This is a genomic window from Blastococcus sp. SYSU D00695, assembly GCF_054050555.1.
In genome coordinates, this window is record NZ_JBJGZP010000043.1 from 1 (window position 1) to 17,000 (window position 17,000).

Annotated in this window: 14 protein-coding genes, 1 tRNA gene and 1 riboswitch; of the genes, 11 read left to right on the top strand and 4 right to left on the bottom strand. The window is 75.8% G+C overall.

Features of this window, described 5'->3' with window-relative positions; all coding sequences use genetic code 11:
• Window positions 1–156: 156 nt before the first annotated feature.
• Both ACI781_RS18290 and ACI781_RS18295 read right to left on the bottom strand, forming a co-directional pair.
• Window positions 157–1,437: a DUF445 domain-containing protein gene (locus ACI781_RS18290; RefSeq protein WP_456567558.1), complete on the bottom strand. Its 1,281-nt coding sequence runs from the start codon at window positions 1,435–1,437 to the stop codon at window positions 157–159.
• A 97-nt stretch (window positions 1,438–1,534) separates the two neighbouring features.
• The gene (locus ACI781_RS18295) at window positions 1,535–3,079 is read right to left on the bottom strand and encodes a S1C family serine protease (protein ID WP_456567559.1); all 1,545 of its coding nucleotides are present in this window, start codon (window positions 3,077–3,079) and stop codon (window positions 1,535–1,537) included.
• A 215-nt stretch (window positions 3,080–3,294) separates the two neighbouring features.
• On the opposite strand from ACI781_RS18295, the gene ACI781_RS18300 reads away from it, so the two are divergent.
• Both ACI781_RS18300 and ACI781_RS18305 read left to right on the top strand, forming a co-directional pair.
• Window positions 3,295–3,993, top strand: coding sequence for a hypothetical protein (locus ACI781_RS18300; protein WP_456567560.1), 699 nt, complete (start codon window positions 3,295–3,297; stop codon window positions 3,991–3,993).
• A gap of 120 nt (window positions 3,994–4,113) precedes the next feature.
• Window positions 4,114–4,186 (top strand) — tRNA-Thr (locus ACI781_RS18305).
• Here the strand turns inward: ACI781_RS18305 and ACI781_RS18310 are convergent.
• A complete protein-coding gene (locus ACI781_RS18310; protein ID WP_456567561.1) occupies window positions 4,186–4,605 on the bottom strand; it encodes a DUF5313 family protein in 420 nt (139 codons plus the stop codon). The two genes, ACI781_RS18305 and ACI781_RS18310, sit on opposite strands and share 1 nt — an antisense overlap.
• Window positions 4,606–4,705: 100 nt before the next feature.
• On the opposite strand from ACI781_RS18310, the gene ACI781_RS18315 reads away from it, so the two are divergent.
• The 6 genes from ACI781_RS18315 to ACI781_RS18340 all read left to right on the top strand — a co-directional run bounded on the left by ACI781_RS18315 (window position 4,706) and on the right by ACI781_RS18340 (window position 12,055).
• Window positions 4,706–5,137 carry a CBS domain-containing protein gene (locus tag ACI781_RS18315; protein WP_456567562.1) on the top strand — a complete coding sequence of 144 codons (432 nt, stop codon included), beginning with the start codon at window positions 4,706–4,708 and terminating at the stop codon, window positions 5,135–5,137.
• Between the two features lie 55 nt (window positions 5,138–5,192).
• Window positions 5,193–6,110 carry an EamA family transporter RarD gene (rarD, locus tag ACI781_RS18320; RefSeq protein WP_456567563.1) on the top strand — a complete coding sequence of 306 codons (918 nt, stop codon included), beginning with the start codon at window positions 5,193–5,195 and terminating at the stop codon, window positions 6,108–6,110.
• Between the two features lie 80 nt (window positions 6,111–6,190).
• Window positions 6,191–6,607, top strand: coding sequence for a DUF3263 domain-containing protein (locus ACI781_RS18325; protein WP_456567564.1), 417 nt, complete (start codon window positions 6,191–6,193; stop codon window positions 6,605–6,607).
• 545 nt (window positions 6,608–7,152) lie between these two features.
• On the top strand, window positions 7,153–8,220 hold the full coding sequence (locus ACI781_RS18330) for a LytR C-terminal domain-containing protein (protein WP_456567565.1): 1,068 nt from the start codon (window positions 7,153–7,155) through the stop codon (window positions 8,218–8,220).
• 113 nt (window positions 8,221–8,333) lie between these two features.
• The gene (locus ACI781_RS18335) at window positions 8,334–11,180 is read left to right on the top strand and encodes an alpha/beta fold hydrolase (protein ID WP_456567566.1); all 2,847 of its coding nucleotides are present in this window, start codon (window positions 8,334–8,336) and stop codon (window positions 11,178–11,180) included.
• Window positions 11,180–12,055: an ABC transporter permease gene (locus tag ACI781_RS18340; protein ID WP_456567567.1), complete on the top strand. Its 876-nt coding sequence runs from the start codon at window positions 11,180–11,182 to the stop codon at window positions 12,053–12,055. Before ACI781_RS18335 ends, ACI781_RS18340 begins: the two co-directional genes overlap by 1 nt.
• 19 nt (window positions 12,056–12,074) lie before the next feature.
• On the opposite strand, the gene ACI781_RS18345 is transcribed toward ACI781_RS18340, so the two are convergent.
• A complete protein-coding gene (locus ACI781_RS18345; RefSeq protein ID WP_456567568.1) occupies window positions 12,075–12,896 on the bottom strand; it encodes an HAD-IIB family hydrolase in 822 nt (273 codons plus the stop codon).
• A 59-nt stretch (window positions 12,897–12,955) separates the two neighbouring features.
• Window positions 12,956–13,084: riboswitch (SAM riboswitch) on the top strand.
• A gap of 12 nt (window positions 13,085–13,096) precedes the next feature.
• Here ACI781_RS18345 and thrC point away from each other — a divergent pair.
• From thrC to groL, 3 genes are all read left to right on the top strand, one after another.
• Window positions 13,097–14,398, top strand: coding sequence for a threonine synthase (gene thrC / locus ACI781_RS18350; RefSeq protein WP_456567569.1), 1,302 nt, complete (start codon window positions 13,097–13,099; stop codon window positions 14,396–14,398).
• A gap of 205 nt (window positions 14,399–14,603) precedes the next feature.
• Complete coding sequence (locus ACI781_RS18355) at window positions 14,604–14,804, top strand: cold-shock protein (RefSeq protein ID WP_089405184.1); 201 nt, start codon at window positions 14,604–14,606, stop codon at window positions 14,802–14,804.
• Between the two features lie 409 nt (window positions 14,805–15,213).
• Window positions 15,214–16,842 (top strand): chaperonin GroEL, encoded by a 1,629-nt coding sequence (gene groL / locus ACI781_RS18360; RefSeq protein WP_456567570.1) that lies wholly within the window; start codon window positions 15,214–15,216, stop codon window positions 16,840–16,842.
• Window positions 16,843–17,000 lie beyond the last annotated feature (158 nt).

A 17,000-nucleotide genomic window follows, 5' to 3' on the forward strand; every position in this document is an offset into this window, starting at 1 on the left:
CCCCCCCCCCCCCCCCCCCCCCCCCCCCCCCCCCCCCCCCCCCCCCCCCCCCCCCCCCCCCCCCCCCCCCCCCCCCCCCCCCCCCCCCCCCCCCCCCCCCCCCCCCCCCCCCCGGGGCGGGGGCGCGGGGCGGGGGCGCAGGGCCGGGGGAGCGGCTCAGCCGAGCAGCTGGGCGATCGTGTAGATCAGCAGGCCGGCGAGGCCGCCGACGACGGTGCCGTTGATCCGGATGAACTGCAGGTCCCGGCCGACCTGCAGCTCGATGCGGCGGCTGGTCTCCTCGGTGTCCCAGCGGGCGACGGTGCTGCCGACGACGTCGGCGAGGTCGCCGGAGAACCGCTCCACCAGGTAGCCGGCCGCCCGGCGGGTCTGCCGCTGGACGAGCTCGCGGGCCCGCGGGTCGGTCTGCAGCAGCGCCGCGCCGTCCCGGATCAGGGCCACGACGCGGGCCCGCAGCGCGGAGTCCGGGTCCGCGGCGGCGGCGAGGAACGCGGTCTTGGCGTTGGTCCACAGCGAGCCGGACCACTCGCGGATCGCCGGGTGCTCCAGCAGGTCCTTCTTGAACTCCTCGACGCGGCCCTGCGTCGCCGGGTCGGTGCGCAGCGCGTGCACGTAGGCGCGCAGCCGGGCGTCGTAGACGCGGCGCAGCTCGTGGTGGCGGTCGGCGCCGACCTCCTCGAGGAACTGCTGGACGCCGTTGAAGGCCTTGGTGAAGACCCGGTCGTCGACCCAGTCGGGCACCCAGGCGGGTGAGGCGTCGCCGAGCTGCGCGCGGAAGACGACGCGGTTCTCCTCCAGGAAGCGGGCGCCGTAGCGCAGCGCCGCCGACAGCACCTCCTGGTGCCGGTCGCCGTCCACCACGAGCTCCAGCACCCGGGCCAGGACGGGTGCGGCAGGTGTCTCGTGCAGCTTGCGGTCCACGAGCGCGGCGACGGCGGGCTGCACGTCCTCGTCGCGGAGCAGGTCGGTGAGGCCGGACAGCGCGGCGGCGGCGTCCCCGGCCAGCCGCTCGGCGCGGCCCGGCGCGGCGAGGAAGGCGCCGAGCCGGCCGGGGACGTCGACGGTGGTGAGCTTCTCCTCGACCACCGCGCGGGTCAGGAAGTTCTCCTGGACGAAGGTGCCCAGGCTGGCGCCGATCTGGTCCTTCTTGCGCGGGATGATCGCCGTGTGCGGGATCGGCAGCCCCAGCGGGTGCCGGAACAGCGCGGTGACGGCGAACCAGTCGGCCAGCGCGCCGACCATCGAGGCCTCGGCGGTGGCCCGCACGTACCCGACCCAGGCGCCGGCGCCGTCACCGATCAGGACGCAGGCGAGGAAGACGGCGGCGGCGAGCAGGAACAGCCCCGTCGCCAGCCGCTTCATGCGGGCGAGGTCCCGCGCCCGCCGCGGGTCGTCGAGCGACCCCGCCAGGGGTGCGGTCGGGCGGGGTGCCGGCACGGACCGAGCCTAGAAGGACCCCGTCGTCCTCACCCCGCGCAGGCTCGGGGCGAGCCTCGGGACGGGGGCCGACGGGGTCCTCCGGGCAGGTCCGGTCTCAGCTCGTCGCGGTCGCCAGGGTCACGTCGACGGTGCTGGCCTGCCCCGACCGCTGGACGGTCAGCGCCACCTTCTCGCCCGGCGCGTGGCTGCGGACGGCGGCGGTGAGCTCGGTCGAGCTGGTGATCGGCCGGTCGCCGACCGCGGTGACCACGTCGCCCGCGGTTAGGCCGGCGTCGGCTGCGGGGGAGCCGGGCTGCACCTGCACCACCTGCGCGCCGGTGCCGACCTCGCCCTCGCCGGCGGTGCGGGCACTCACCCCGAGGTAGGCGGTGTCGGCCGAGCCCTTGGCGATGATCTCCTCGGCGATCCGCTGCGCGGTGTTGCTGGGGATGGCGAAGCCGACGCCGATGTTGCCGCTCTGGCCGGACGAGCCGGGAGCCCCGGAGGCGACGGTGGCGATCGCGCTGTTGATGCCGATGACCTCGCCGGCGGCGTTCACCAGCGCGCCGCCGGAGTTGCCCGGGTTGATCGCGGCGTCGGTCTGCAGGGCGTCGATGACCGTCGCGTCGTCCTGCGTGGAGCCCGTGGCGACGGCGCGGTCGGTCGCGCTGATGATCCCGTCGGTCACCGTGTCGGACAGGCCGAGGGGCGCGCCGATGGCCACGGCCAGGTCGCCGACCTGCACCTTCTCCGAGTCGGCGAAGTGGGCCGGGGTGAGGTCGCGGGCGCCGTCCAGCTTGATCACGGCGAGGTCGGACGTCGGGTCGGTGCCGACCACGGTGGCGTCGTAGAGGGTGCCGTCCGACGTGCGCACCTGGACCGCGGCGCCGTCCGTGCTGCTGTCGAGGGTGACCACGTGGTTGTTGGTCACGACGTAGCCGTCGTCGGTGAGGACGACGCCCGATCCGCTGCCGGACGAGGAGCCGCTGGTCACGTAGATGGTGACGACGCTGGGCGTGGCCTTGGCGGCGGCGGCCGTCACGGCGGTGGCGTTGTCGGGATCGGTGATGGTCACCGCCTGCGCCGCGACGGGGGTGGTGCCGCGGCCGGACCCGTCATCGGTCAGCGCCACGACCCCGGCACCGGCGCCGCCGCCGATCAGCGCGCCGGCGACCAGGCCGGCGATGCCGATCCGCAGCCGGCCGGTCCGCCGGGACGTGGGCGGGGCGGGGAGGACCGCGGCGGCGGCCCCCGGGTGCCCGGCGGGCCCGGCGCCGTGCGGGGCGTGCCAGGTGGGGGCGGGCTGCGCGGGGGGCGTGGGCGGCCGCCACGCCGGGGGGACCTGCCCCTGGGGTGCCTGGCCGTGCGGTGCCTGGCCGAGCGGTGCCTGTGCGTGGGGTGCCTGGCCGTGCGGTGCCTGTGCGTGGGGTGCCTGGCCGTGCGGTGCCTGTGCGTGGGGCGGCAGGCCCTGGGCGGCCGGATCCTGCGGCGCTGGGCCCTGCGGCGGCGGACCCTGCGGCGCCGGGGTCTCGACCGCCGGCGCCGGGGCGGGCGCGGGGGCGGACTGCCGGCCCGGGGTGACCGGGCCCTGCGGCGCGGAGCCGCCGGTGGGGTGCTGCTGGCCGTTGCCGGTCGTGTCCCCCGGGTGCTGCTGGTCCATCTGAGGTCTCCTCCTCCGGCGCAGCCGTTCGCTGCTCCGAGGACGACTGTCGGCCGCCCCTCTCCGACGGCGCTGGGAGCAGCCTGTGAGATCACTGGGACGACACGCCGCGCAGCGACACGCCGGTGCGGTGTGCGGTCGACGGGATGTCGGGTAGAAGGCGGCGGCGAGCGGATGCCCCGCTCGGACCGCCTCGTCCTTCCCGGAGGCCTCCCGTGTCGTCCCGCGGTGTGCTCGTCCGCTGCCTGGCCTGCGTGGCCCTCGTCGTCGTCGGCGGGCTGGCGCTGGTCGGTGGTCTGTCCCTGCGCCCGGCCGGGCTGCTCGCCGTCGGCCTCGGTGCCGTGGTGACCGGGGCACTCGCGGCGGGCATCGCGCGCGAGTCCACCGAGGACGACCTGCGGGCGACCCTGGACGCCGGCTGGCAGACCGCCGCCTGGACGATCGGCGTGCTGCTGGTCCTCGCGGGCGTGGCCGCGATCGCCGGGGCGCTGGTGACGACGATCGTCGGCGGGGTCGCCGGGGTGACCGGCCTGGCGGTGTGGCTGCTGCGGACGACGCCGGCGCGCCGGGGGCAGCCCGCGTCCTCGTCGCTGGCCGTCCGACCCGCGGTCGGGCCGGCCCCACGTCCCACGGTCGTGACCGGCAACCACGTGGCGGGCCCGCCGGTGGGGGAGGGCCTGCAGGTGCTGCCGATCGAGGCGCTGGCGCGGGAGTGGGTGGCGACGTCGGCCGCGCTGGACGCGGTGCTGGACCCGCGCTCGCGGGCGGCGGTCGTCCGCCGGCGGGGCGCCGTCCTGGACGAGCTGGAGCGGCGCGACCCGGCCGGCTTCGCCCGCTGGCTGGCCGCCGGCCCGACGTCGGCCACCGACCCCGCCCGCTACCTGCGGTCGCGAGCCGCCGGCACCGACGCCTGACCCGTCCCCCCGGGGAGCGCGCCGCCGACGGTGGGACGCCGGAGGCGCCGGGTCGCCGCCGCCGCGGAGTCGCCCGCTGCGTTGTCCCTAGACTCGTGCCGGGACCTGTCCCCACGTCCCGCCGGCGTGGCGCAACTGGTAGCGCACCCGACTTGTAATCGGGCGGTTAGGGGTTCGAGTCCCCTCGTCGGCTCAGTCGAAGCTCCCGGCCCCGCCGACCCGGTAGGGCGCCTCGCGCTCCACGCGCGCCCGCTCGATGCGCTCCTCCCGCAGCGCCGCGGCGGTGCCGGGCGGGTAGCCGGCCTTCGCGACGCGGTGCTCGGTCGTCTCCACCATGAACGCCAACGAGAACATCAGGCCGATGAGCAGGCCGCCGAGCGCCGCGGTGAGCCGGTAGCTCCACGGCACCGGCACGACCAGGCACAGCGCCATCAGCGGCAGCATCTGGACGACGGCCCGCGCGATGTGGCGGCGGACCCACCCCGGCTCGGTCGTGTCGGCCAGCACCCACGGGGCGTACCGCTCCGGCAGCCCGCCGCCGAGGGCGTAGCGGAGCCACCGGAGGGCGCCGGGTCGGGGCGCGGTCGCGGGCGCGGACTGCCGTGTGCGCACCCCTCGACGGTAGGCCTCTCCGGCGTCCCGTGGCGGGCCCCTTGCCCGGCGATGTGACGCCGGGCACACTGCGGCCGTCGCCGCGTCCCGGGAGGTCCCCGTGCAGATCGCGCAAGTGCTCAGCCACAAGGGCCCGCAGGTGGCCACCGTCCAGTCCGACGCGACCGTCGCCGAGGCCCTGCGCCTGCTCGCCGAACACGGCATCGGTGCCCTCGTCGTCTCGCCGGACGGCCGCTCGATCGCGGGCATCGTCACCGAGCGGGACGTCGTCCGCGCCCTCCCCACCCGCGGTGCCGCCCTGCTCGACGACCCCGTCTCGGCGGTGATGACCGCCGAGGTGCGCACCTGCGTGCCGGGGGCCTCGGTGCACGAGCTCGCGCGCACCATGACCGAGCACCGGATCCGGCACGTGCCCGTGGTCGAGGACGGCCGCATGGTCGGCATCGTGTCGATCGGCGACGTCGTCAAGGCGCGGCTGGACGAGCTGGAGCAGGAGCGCGCGCAGCTGGTCGACTACATCCAGACCGTCTGACCGGAGGTCGTGAGCCCGGCTCACGACCCGGGCCCGCGCGGCGTACGGTGCGGCGGTGCAGGAAGGCCGCCTCGGGGTGCTCTGCGGGCTCGCCGCCTACCTGCTGTGGGGCGTCTTCCCGCTGTACTTCCGGCTGCTCGAGCCGGCCGGCGGGGTGGAGATCGTCGCCCACCGGATCGTGTGGTCGGCCGTCTTCGTCGCGCTGCTGCTGACGGTGCTGCGGCGCTGGTCGCACGTGCCGGCGGCCGTCCGGGACCGCCGCACGCTGGCCGTGCTGGCCGCCGCGGCCGTGCTCGTCTCCGCCAACTGGCTGGTGTTCGTCTACGGCGTCAACTCCGGCCACGTGGTGGAGACCTCGCTGGGCTACTTCATCAACCCGCTGGTCAGCGTGGTGCTGGGCGTCGTCTTCTTCGCCGAGCGCCTGCGGCCGCTGCAGTGGACCGCGGTCGGCATCGCCGCCCTCGCCGTCGTCGTCCTCACCGTGGACTACGGCCGGCCGCCGTGGATCGCCCTCGGCCTGGCCGCCAGCTTCGGGCTGTACGGCCTCATGAAGAAGCTGGTGCGCGTCGAGGCGGCCCCCGGCCTGTTCGTCGAGACGGCGGTGGTGCTCGTCCCCGCCGCGGCCTTCCTCGTCCTCCTGCACGCCCGCGGCGAGGGGACGGCGGGCAGCGAGGGCGCCGGTCACCTCCTGCTCCTCCTGAGCTCCGGCATCGCGACGGCGGTGCCGCTGCTGCTGTTCGCCGCCGCCACCCGGCGGGTGCCGCTGTCGACGGTCGGGCTGCTGCAGTACGTGACCCCGCTGATGCAGCTGGCGCTCGGCGTCTTCGTCTTCTCCGAGCCGATGCCGCCCGCGCGGCTGGCCGGCTTCGTCATCGTGTGGGTCGCGCTCGCGGTGTTCAGCGCCGACAGCCTCCGCGCCGCCCGGGCCGGGGCGCGCCGCCGCGCCACGGACACGGTCGCCGCCCCCGGCTGAGGACGCCGAACCGTCGGTGGCCGCGACTACCGTCGTCGGTGTCGCGCTCCTTCCCCGCGCGCACGACCGGAGGACCCCCGATGCACCCCGAACCAGCCCCCGCGGTCTCCCCGCCGGGGGGCGAGGTCGCCCCGCCCCCGCCCGAGACCCCCGCGCCCGAGCTGCCCGAGGCTCCGGCCGGGGCCCAGGAGTCCCCGGGCGAGGAGCCGCCGGGCGAGGCCGCCCCGGCGCCCGCGGCCGGTCTCAGCCGCCGTGAGCACGAGATGCTGGCCTTCGAGCGCCAGTGGTGGCGCCACGCCGGCGCCAAGGAGACGGCCATCCGCGAGCGGTTCGGCCAGGCGCCCACCCGCTACTACCAGGCGCTGAACGCGCTGGTCGACCGACCCGCCGCGCTGGCCGCCGACCCCCTGCTGGTCCGCCGGCTGCGGAGGCTGCGCGCCGCGCGCGGGCAGCGTCGTTCGGCCAACCTCCTGGGAAATGACAACCGTGTTGTCTAGATTCGAACACCGTGGGGAGGCATGACGCACCAGGCGGTGACGGCTCGGACCGGGGGACCCCCTCGGTCCCGCTGAACCGTCGCCGGACCGACGCCCCGGGCGCCGCTCCGGCCCTCCCGGAGGATCCCGGCGACCACCCGACCACGCCGGGTCGCAGCCGCGCCGACCGCCGCCGCGAGGGCCTGCTCGCGGCCGGCATCGACCCCGGCCGCCGCCCCGGGGGCCCCGGGGGCCGCCCCGCCGCCGCCGAGGGGGCCGCCACCGGTCCGGCGGGCCGCCCCGCCACCCCTCCCGGCCGCCCCGCCGCGGCCTCCGGTCTGCCCGCTGCCCCCGCCGCCGGTCGCCCGTCCGCGCCCGCCCGCCCCGCCGCCGCAGCACCCGCCCGGGGCCGCCCGGCCGACACCGCCCCGCCGTCCCGGCCCCGGCCGCCGGCGCCCGAGCCGGTGGCGCCCGCCGCCGCCGGCGCCGCCACGCGCGGCGCCGGGCCCGCGGCGCCGCCCCCCGCGGCCGCCGGCCCGCGGACGACCGTCGCCCCCTTCCAGGCCGTGCCGACGCCCGGGCCCACCGAGCACCCCTCGGCGCCGCTGCCCGACGTCTCCACCCCCGGCTGGGACCGCGCCTGGCTCGACGAGCCGCCCGCCGTCCCCGACGCCCCGCCGACCGCCGTCCCCGCGGTCCGGCAGCGCCCCGCCGAGCCGCCGTGGGCGCCGGCGCCGGGCGGCGCCCCGGCCTACCGCGACTGGACCCGGCCCTCGGGCTCGGGCGAGGCGCCGTCGACCACCGCCATCCCCGACCGCCGGCCCGCCCGCGGCGCCGCCGCCGCGCCGGCCACCGAGGTGCCCGACACCGGGGCGTACGAGGAGCGGTTCGGCGCTCCCGGACCCGGCGACGTCGACGTGGCCGCCGCCGACCGGCGCGACCGCGGCATCGACGAGCGCCCGCCCGCCAGCGGCTCGCAGACCGCCGTCGTCGGCGGCCGCGCCGCGCTGCGTGCCGAGCGCCAGGCCGCCGAGGAGCAGCGGCGCCGCGACGCCCGGCGCAACGGCGTGCCGCACGTCCGCACGCCCGTCCCCGGCACGGAGGACGACGAGCCCCGGCCGTCGCGCCGCCGCTGGGTGGCCGCGCTCGTCGCCGTCGCCGTCGTGGCGCTCGGGGTGCTGGGCGTCTACTCCTTCACCGCGCCGGAGACCCGCGAGGCCGCCGACGCCCGGCCGGAGCCCACGCCCACCACCTCGGCGCCGGTCGTCACCAGCGGCGCCCTGCCGCCGCTGAGCGTCGAGCCGCTGCCACCGGTCGCAGAGGTCCCGCCGACGCCGGTCCGGGTGCCGGTGACCGTGCTCAACGCGACGGGCGTGACCGGCCTGGCCGGCACGATCGCCGACGTCCTCGCCGGCGAGGGCTGGGAGACGGTCGACACCGGCGCCTACGAGGGCGACGACGTCGCGGTCACGACCGTCTACTTCACCGCCGGCGACGAGACCCAGCGGCAGTCCGCGCAGCAGCTGGTCGAGGCACACCCCGAGGTGACCGGGCCCGTCGAGCGCTTCTTCGAGGTGCCCGAGGCCTCGGCGGGCGGCCTGGTCGTGGTCGCCGCCGGCGACTGGCAGCCCTGACGCATCCACCGGGCGGACGTCCGCGGAACACCGTCGTGTCGCCGTCCGTTGGGGGCTGCGTGCGCCCTCCCCGCGGGCCCGAGCGTCGCCGCCCGCGCCGAGGCGCCCGGTCGATGCTCGCCGCCCTGCTCCCGCTCCTGCTCGCTGGCCCCCTGCTGGTGCTGCTGCCCGCGACCCCCGCGGCGGCCGCCGAGGTGCGCACCGAGGAGGCCATGGTCCCCTCCGGCACCGGCGAGGACGCCGTCCGGCTCGACACCACGCTGTTCCTGCCCGGCTCCGCCGACGCCGACGACCCCGCGCCCGCCGTCGTCCTGGCGCACGGCTTCGGCGGCAGCAAGGAGTCGGTGGCCGACGACGCCCGCGACCTCGCCGACCGGGGCTTCGTCGTCCTCACCTACTCGGCCCGCGGCTTCGGTGCCAGCACCGGCCAGATCGGCCTGGACGACCCGCGCTACGAGGTCGCCGACCTCTCGACGCTGCTCGACCTCCTCGCCCAGCGCGACGACGTCCTCCTCGACGGGCCGGGCGACCCGCGGGTCGGTGTCGCCGGCGCCTCCTACGGCGGCGCGCTGTCCCTGCTGGGCGCGGCCTACGACGACCGGGTCGACGCCATCGCCCCGCAGATCACCTGGAACTCGCTCACCGCCGCGCTGTTCCCGAACTCCGCCGGCCCCGACGACGGCACCACGGTCGCGGCCACCCCCCAGGGCGCGGGCGGCGTCTACAAGCGGCTGTGGGCCGGCCTGTTCTTCGGCGCCGGCTCGGTGCCGACCGCCGGCGGCCTGCTCGGGGCGCTCGGCGGGGGAGGGAGCGCGGGCGCCGGGGCGCCGGACCTGCCGCCGGTCGACCCGTCCGCGCTCGACCCGCAGTCGGTCGAGCAGGCGCTGACCTGCGGCCGGTTCCGCGCCGACATCTGCGCCGCCTACCAGGACGCGGCCGCCACCGGGACGCTCACCCCGGAGATCGCCGCGATCCTCGACCGCAGCAGCCCGGCCGGCGTGCTCGACCGCATCACCGCCCCCACCCTGCTGGTCCAGGGCACCCAGGACTCCCTGTTCGGCCTCGGCCAGGCCGACGCCAACGCCCGCGGCATCGCCGCCAACGGCACCCCCGTCCGCGTCGTCTGGTACGACGGCGGCCACGACAACAGCGCGCCCGCCCGGGTCGAGGACGCGCTGCGCGACGAGGTCGCCGCCTGGTTCTCCTGGCACCTGCGCGAGGCGGGCGACCCCGACCGCGGCAGCGACCCGGGCACCGGCTTCTCGTTCCCCGCACCCACGGGCGTGGCCACCACCGGCCTGACGGTGCAGGGCGGCAGCGCCACCCGGACCGTCGACGCCGACACCTACCCGGGCCTGGACGGCGCCGCGGCCGCCGAGCGGGAGGCCGTCCCGGTCACCGGGCCGGCGCAGCCCGTCGTCACCCCGGCCGGCGGCACCCCCGCCGCGCTCACCACCGTTCCCGGGCTCGGTGCGGTCACCGCCGCGCTGGGCGGCGCCACCGTGGAGATCCCCGGCCAGTTCGCCGCCTTCGACAGCCGCCCGCTCGACGCGGCCGTCGAGGTGGTCGGCGCCCCGACGGTCGACCTCGCCGTCTCCTCGCCCAGCGGTACGGCGGTGCTGTTCGCGAAGCTGTACGACGTCGACGCCGACGGCGGCCTCACCCTGCCCTCCGGCCTCGTCGCCCCGCTGCAGCTCACCGGCCTGTCGACGGACCCGAGCGCCCCCACCCGCGTCACCGTCGCGCTGCCGGGGATCGTGCACCGCTTCGAGGCCGGCCACACCATGCGCGTGCTGGTCTCCTCCACCGACCAGGCCTACGCCCTGCCGGCCCAGGCGGCGGTCTACTCGGTGGCGCCGGCCGACGGTGAGGGCACCGTCCTGGCCGTGCCCGAGGTCGCCGGCACCCCGGTCGGCGACAGCAACGGCAGCCGCTGGTGGGTCCTGCTCGGCGTCCTCGCGGGCCTGGCCCTGCTCGGCTGGCTGGCGGCCGTGCTGTGGGGGCGGCGGCAGCGGCGGCGGGTGTCGGTCGTCGAGCCCGACGGCGAGGACGTGCCGCTGCGGTTCGAGGGCGTCACCAAGGCCTACAAGGACGGCTTCGTCGCCGTCCGGGACCTCTCGTTCGAGGTGCGCCGCGGCCAGGTGCTCGGGCTGCTCGGCCCCAACGGCGCCGGCAAGACGACGTCGCTGCGGATGCTCATGGGCCTGATCCGGCCGACCGAGGGGCGGATCAGCGTCTTCGGCCACGCCGCCGGCCCCGGCCGGCCGGTCCTGTCCCGGCTGGGCTCCTTCGTCGAGGGCACCGGGCTGATGCCGCACCTGTCCGGCCGGGAGAACCTGCGGCTGTACTGGGCGGCGACCGGGCGCCCCGAGGCGGACGCGCACATGGAGGAGGCGATCGAGGTGGCCGGCCTCGGCGCCGCCGTCGACCGGCCGGTGCGCCGCTACAGCCAGGGCATGCGGCAGCGGGTCGCGATCGCGCAGGCGATGCTCGGGCTGCCCGACCTGCTCGTGCTCGACGAGCCGACCAACGGCCTCGACCCGCCGCAGATCCACGCCATGCGCGAGGTGCTGCGCTCCTACGCGGCCACCGGGCGCACCGTCATCGTCTCCAGCCACCTGCTCAGCGAGATCGAGCAGACCTGCAGCCACGTCGTCGTCATGGCCAAGGGCCAGAAGATCGCGCAGGGCACCGTGGAGGAGATCGTGGGCACCGGCGGCTCGGTGCTCGTCGGCCTGGTCGACGACGCCGACGAGGCGCGGGCGATCGCCGTCCTGCAGGCGCTGCCCGGCGTGACCGCCGAGCGCACCGACGACGGGCTGGTCGCCGAGCTCGGCCGCGGCACCTCGCGGGCGGAGGCGCTGCAGGCCCTGGTCGCCGCGGACGTGGCGGTCGACCAGTTCACGCCGCGGCGGCGGCTCGAGGACGCGTTCCTGGCGCTGGTGGGGGAGGGGTCCTGATGGCGGTCGACACCGGCCACGTGCAGCCGACCGGGGCGGTGGCCGGCTACCGGCCCGAGCGCACCCTGCGGCTGTCGGTCGAGCTGCGCCGGCAGTTCAAGCGCCGCCGGACGCTCGGCGTGCTGGCGCTGATGGTCGCCCTGCCGCTGATCCTCATCGCCGCGCTGAAGTTCGGGGCGAGCGAGGACGCGCAGGAGAACAGCCGGCTCAACCTCGTCGACGTCGCGACCTCCGGCGGGCTGAACTTCACCCTGTTCGTGCTGTTCGCGACCACCGGCTTCTTCCTCGTCGTGGTCTACGCGCTGTTCTTCGGCGACACCGTGGCCAGCGAGGCGCAGTGGGGGTCGCTGCGGTACACGCTGGCGACCCCCGTCCCCCGCATGCGGCTGCTCCGCCAGAAGTTCGCCGCGGCGCTGCTGCTGTCCGTCGGCGCCCTGGTGGTGCTGACCGTGGTCGCGGTCGTCGCCGGCGGGCTCGCGTTCGGCTTCGACGCCATCCGCACCCCGCTGGGGGTCACCCTCGACCAGGGGGAGGGCATGCTGCGGCTGGCCGGGATGGTCGGCTACCTCGCCGTCCACCTGCTCGTCGTCGGCACCCTGGCGTTCTGGCTGTCCACGGTCACCGACGCGCCGCTGGCCGCCGTCGGCGGGGCGGTGTTCACGATGTTCGTGTTCGCGATCCTCGACCAGGTGGAGCAGCTCGGGTCGATCCGGGACTGGTTCCCGACGGCGGAGGAGTTCGCCTGGACCGACCTGCTGCTGACGCCGGTCGACTCGGGGGACATGTTCCGCGGCGTCGTCCAGTCGCTGGTCTACGCGGCCGTGTTCACCGCCCTGGCCTTCCGCCACTTCGCCCGGCGCGACGTCACCTCCTGAGCCGGGGCCGCCCGCGCCGTCACAGGCTGGCGCGGACGGCCTCGGCCCAGCCCTCGCCCATCGGCGCCCCGGTCACGGTCGCGTTGGGGACGGCGGCCAGGCGCTGGGCCATCCCGTCGACCTCGGCGCCGTTGGCGGTGATCCACAGCCGGCCGACCGCGGGCGCCATGTCCAGGTCGCTGACGCTGTCGCCGATGGCCACCGCGTCGGCCGGGTCGATGCCGCGCCGGCGCAGGTCCCAGGCGATCGCCCTGCCCTTGGAGATGCCGCGGGGCATCAGGTGGTAGACGTGCGGCGGTGCCGGGTCGGCGTCCAGCGTCATGGACGGCGTCGCCTGGATTGCGCCGTTGTCGTTGAGCGTCAGCCACTCGTACCCGTCCTCGGCCAGCTCGGCCTCGATCGCGCGCGGGTCGACCCGGCCGCGCAGCAGCGCGTCGGCCTCGTGGGTGGCGTGCCAGGGGGCGTGCCACTCCAGCCGGCCCGCGTGCCGGGCCAGCAGGGTGTCGACGAGCCCCGTCTCGGCGAACACGTCCATCGGGGTCCGCCCCTCGTACCGGGCCGGGAGGTCGCCGGTGAGCAGGTGCCGCTCCCGGCCGCCCTTCCAGCTGACGACGGCGCCCAGCTCGGCGATCGCGCCCTCGGCCGCGAAGATCCGGCCGGCCTCGACCACCTGCTCCAGCGTCCGCCCGCTGACCAGGACCAACGGGACGCCGGCCCGGTGCAGGTCCAGCAGTGCGGTGGCGGGCTCGGCGGTCAGGTCCCGGCCGGCGGTGTGCCAGAACGAGCCGCGCGGGCCCACCATGGTGCCGTCGAGGTCGGTGTAGACGATGCGCGTGGCCACGCCCGCAGTCTGGCCGGGGTCCTGGAGCCGGGTCCCGGCGGGTTAGCATGGAGCCGTTCCACTCATCCAGAGGGGCAGAGGGACACGGCCCGACGAAGCCCCGGCAACCGCCGTCCGCGCGCATGCGCGGCGAGAGGTGCCAATTCCGTCCCGCGCGGCTCGACGGCCCGCCGCGGGGAAGATGAGGAGGTAGTCGTCGCATGACCCTGACCGCTCCCGGATCCGCCCAGGCCGACGCGTCCGCCGGTGGCCCGGTCCCCCCGTGTCCCGCCCGCGGCCTGGTGTGCCGCAACTGCGGCGCCACCTTCGGGCTCATCGCCCAGCACGCCTGCGCCGAGTGCTTCGGGCCGCTGGAGGTCGACTACGACCCCGAGCTGATGAAGGCGGTGAGCCGGGAGCAGATCGAGGCCGGGCCGCAGAACATCTGGCGCTACGCCGCGCTGCTGCCGGTCGGCCAGGACCCGGCCGACCGGGTCTCGCTCGACCCCGGCATGACCCCGCTCGTGCGCGCCGACCGGCTCGCCGCCGAGCTCGGCATCACCGGTGGCCTGTGGGTGAAGGACGACTCGGCCAACCCCACGCACTCGTTCAAGGACCGCGTGGTCAGCCTCGCCGCGACCGCGGCCCGGCGGCTGGGCTACTCGCAGATCGCCTGCGCCTCCACCGGCAACCTGGCCAACTCCGTCGCCGCGCACGCCGCCCGCGCGGGCCTGCCCTCGGTCGTGTTCATCCCCAGCGACCTGGAGCCGGGCAAGGTCGTGCAGTCGGCGGTCTACGGCCAGACGCTGGTCGCCGTCGACGGCTCCTACGACGACGTGAACCGGCTGACCAGCGAGCTCGGCGAGACCGACGAGTTCGAGGAGACGGCGTTCGTCAACCAGAACGTCCGTCCCTACTACGCCGAGGGCTCCAAGACGGTGGGCTACGAGATCGCCGAGCAGCTCGGCTGGCGCATCCCCGCCCAGGTCGTCATCCCGATGGCGTCCGGGTCGCTGCTCACCAAGGTCGACAAGGCCTTCCGCGAGCTCGCCGCGGCCGGGATCGTCGAGGCCTCGGAGTGGACGGTGTTCGGCGCCCAGTCCGCCGGCTGCGACCCGATCGCCACGGCGTTCGACAACGGCTGGGACGTCGTCAAGCCGGTCAAGCCCACCGGCATCGCGAAGTCGCTGAACATCGGCAACCCCGCCGACGGTCCCTACGCGCTCGACGCGATCCGGCGCACCGGCGGCGCGGTCGGCCGGGTGGGCGACGAGGAGATCGTGCAGGGGATCCGCGACCTGGCCCGCACCACCGGCGTCTTCGCCGAGACCGCGGGCGGGGTGACGGTCGCCGTCCTGCGCCAGCTCGTCGCCGACGGGCGGCTGGACCCGGCGAAGGAGACCGTCGTCCTCAACACCGGGGAGGGGCTGAAGACCCTCGACCCGCTGGAGCCGGTGGTCGGCCCGACCCACCGCGTGGAGCCCTCGCTGAAGTCCCTCCGGGCGGCCGGGCTCATCCGTTAGGGGGCGGCCCCGTCCCCCGACCGGGTTGCGAGACGAGGACGTCCGCTCGGCCGGGTGACGTCGCGCGCCGACCCGGTGTGTTCGACGTCTCTTTGTTGTAGCTTTCCGCGCGGTTCGAGTTCCACGCACGTGTCGTACGGGCGGGAGAGCTGGTGACCCGGCACCCGGAGGACGGGGGCCGTCCGCACGCACCGTGGGAGCACACGTGGCACAGGGCACCGTGAAGTGGTTCAACGCCGAGAAGGGCTTCGGCTTCATCGCCGTCGACGGCGGCCAGGACGTCTTCGTCCACTACTCGGCCATCCAGATGGACGGTTACAAGAGCCTCGACGAGGGCCAGCGGGTCACCTTCGAGGTCGTCCAGGGCGAGAAGGGTCCCCAGGCCGACGGCGTCCGCGTCGCCTGACCCCTCGCGGTCCTCGCAGAGGCCCGGTCCCCGGAGTGGGGGCCGGGCCTCCGTGCGTCTCGGGACCCGTCCACCTCTCCCGCGTCGAGGCATGGGAAGCCATCCCCACGTCTGTGGGCCGGAGACGTGGGGATCGCTTCCCATGCCGGCGACCCCCGAGGACCCGGGGCGCCGGTGCGGCGGTCACTCGGCCGGTGGGCCGGGAACAGTCCGCCGTCCACCCCCGTTCTTGCACTCGGCAGGGGCGAGTGCCAGACTTCGGTTGGCACTCGACAGTGCCGAGTGCCAATCAGGTCGGAACGGTGAGGCACTGGTCGGCGGACCGACGGAGCGTCCGCAGCACCGGTGTCGTCCGTCGCGGGCGCCGGTCCCGGCCGTGCAGCGATCCATGCATGGAGGACATCACCACATGGCCAAGATGATCGCCTTCGAGGAAGAGGCGCGCCGCGGCCTCGAGCGGGGCATGAACACCCTCGCCGACGCCGTCAAGGTGACGCTCGGCCCCAAGGGCCGCAACGTCGTCCTGGAGAAGAAGTGGGGCGCCCCCACGATCACCAACGACGGTGTGAGCATCGCCAAGGAGATCGAGCTCGAGGACCCGTGGGAGAAGATCGGGGCCGAGCTCGTCAAGGAGGTCGCGAAGAAGACCGACGACGTCGCGGGTGACGGCACCACCACCGCCACCGTGCTCGCCCAGGCTCTCGTCCGCGAGGGTCTGCGCAACGTCGCCGCCGGCGCCAACCCGATGGCCCTGAAGAAGGGCATCGAGAAGGCCGTCGCGTCGGTCACCGACTACCTGCTCTCGACCGCCAAGGACGTCGAGACCAAGGAGCAGATCGCCGCCACCGCGTCGATCTCCGCCGCCGACCCGGCCATCGGCGAGCTCATCGCCGAGGCGATGGACAAGGTCGGCAAGGAAGGCGTCATCACCGTCGAGGAGAGCAACACCTTCGGCCTCGAGCTCGAGCTCACCGAGGGCATGCGCTTCGACAAGGGCTACATCTCGCCCTACTTCGTCACCGACACCGAGCGCATGGAGGCCGTCCTCGACGACCCGTACGTGCTCGTCGTCAACTCGAAGATCAGCTCGGTCAAGGACCTGCTCCCGCTGCTGGAGAAGGTCATGCAGTCGGGCAAGCCGCTGGCCATCATCGCCGAGGACGTCGAGGGCGAGGCCCTGGCGACCCTGGTCGTGAACAAGATCCGCGGGACCTTCAAGTCCGTCGCGGTGAAGGCCCCCGGCTTCGGTGACCGCCGCAAGGCCATGCTCGCCGACATCGCCATCCTCACCGGTGGCCAGGTCATCAGCGAGGAGGTCGGCCTCAAGCTCGAGAGCGCCGGCGTCGACCTGCTCGGCCGCGCCCGCAAGGTCGTCGTCACCAAGGACGAGACGACGATCGTCGAGGGCGCCGGCGACAGCGACCAGATCGCCGGCCGGGTCAACCAGATCCGCGCCGAGATCGAGAAGTCGGACTCCGACTACGACCGCGAGAAGCTGCAGGAGCGCCTGGCCAAGCTGGCCGGTGGTGTCGCCGTCATCAAGGCCGGCGCCGCGACCGAGGTCGAGCTCAAGGAGCGCAAGCACCGCATCGAGGACGCGGTGCGCAACGCCAAGGCCGCCGTCGAGGAGGGCATCGTCGCCGGTGGTGGCGTCGCCCTCGCGCAGGCCACGGCCGTCGCGTTCGAGAAGCTGGAGCTCGACGGTGACGAGGCGACCGGTGCCAACATCGTGCGCGTCGCGCTCGAGGCCCCGCTGAAGCAGATCGCCGTCAACGCCGGCCTCGAGGGTGGCGTCGTCGCGGAGAAGGTCCGCAACTCCGACACCGGGCACGGCCTCAACGCCGCCACCGGCGAGTACGTGGACCTGGTCGCGGCCGGCATCATCGACCCGGCCAAGGTCACCCGCTCGGCGCTGCAGAACGCCGCCTCCATCGCGGCGCTCTTCCTCACCACCGAGGCCGTCATCGCCGACAAGCCGGAGAAGGCCGCCCCGGCCATGCCCGGTGGCGACGGCGGCATGGGCGGCATGGACTTCTGAGTCCCGCCGCTGCCGTCCGGTAGCACCCAGCACGTCCCGGCAGGGGCGGTCCCGCAGCACGCGGGGCCGCCCCTGTCGGCGTTCCGCGCCCCGTCTGCCCGCCGAGATCGGCGATCTCGGCGGCATCAGCAGCTGATACCGCCGAGATCGCCGATCTC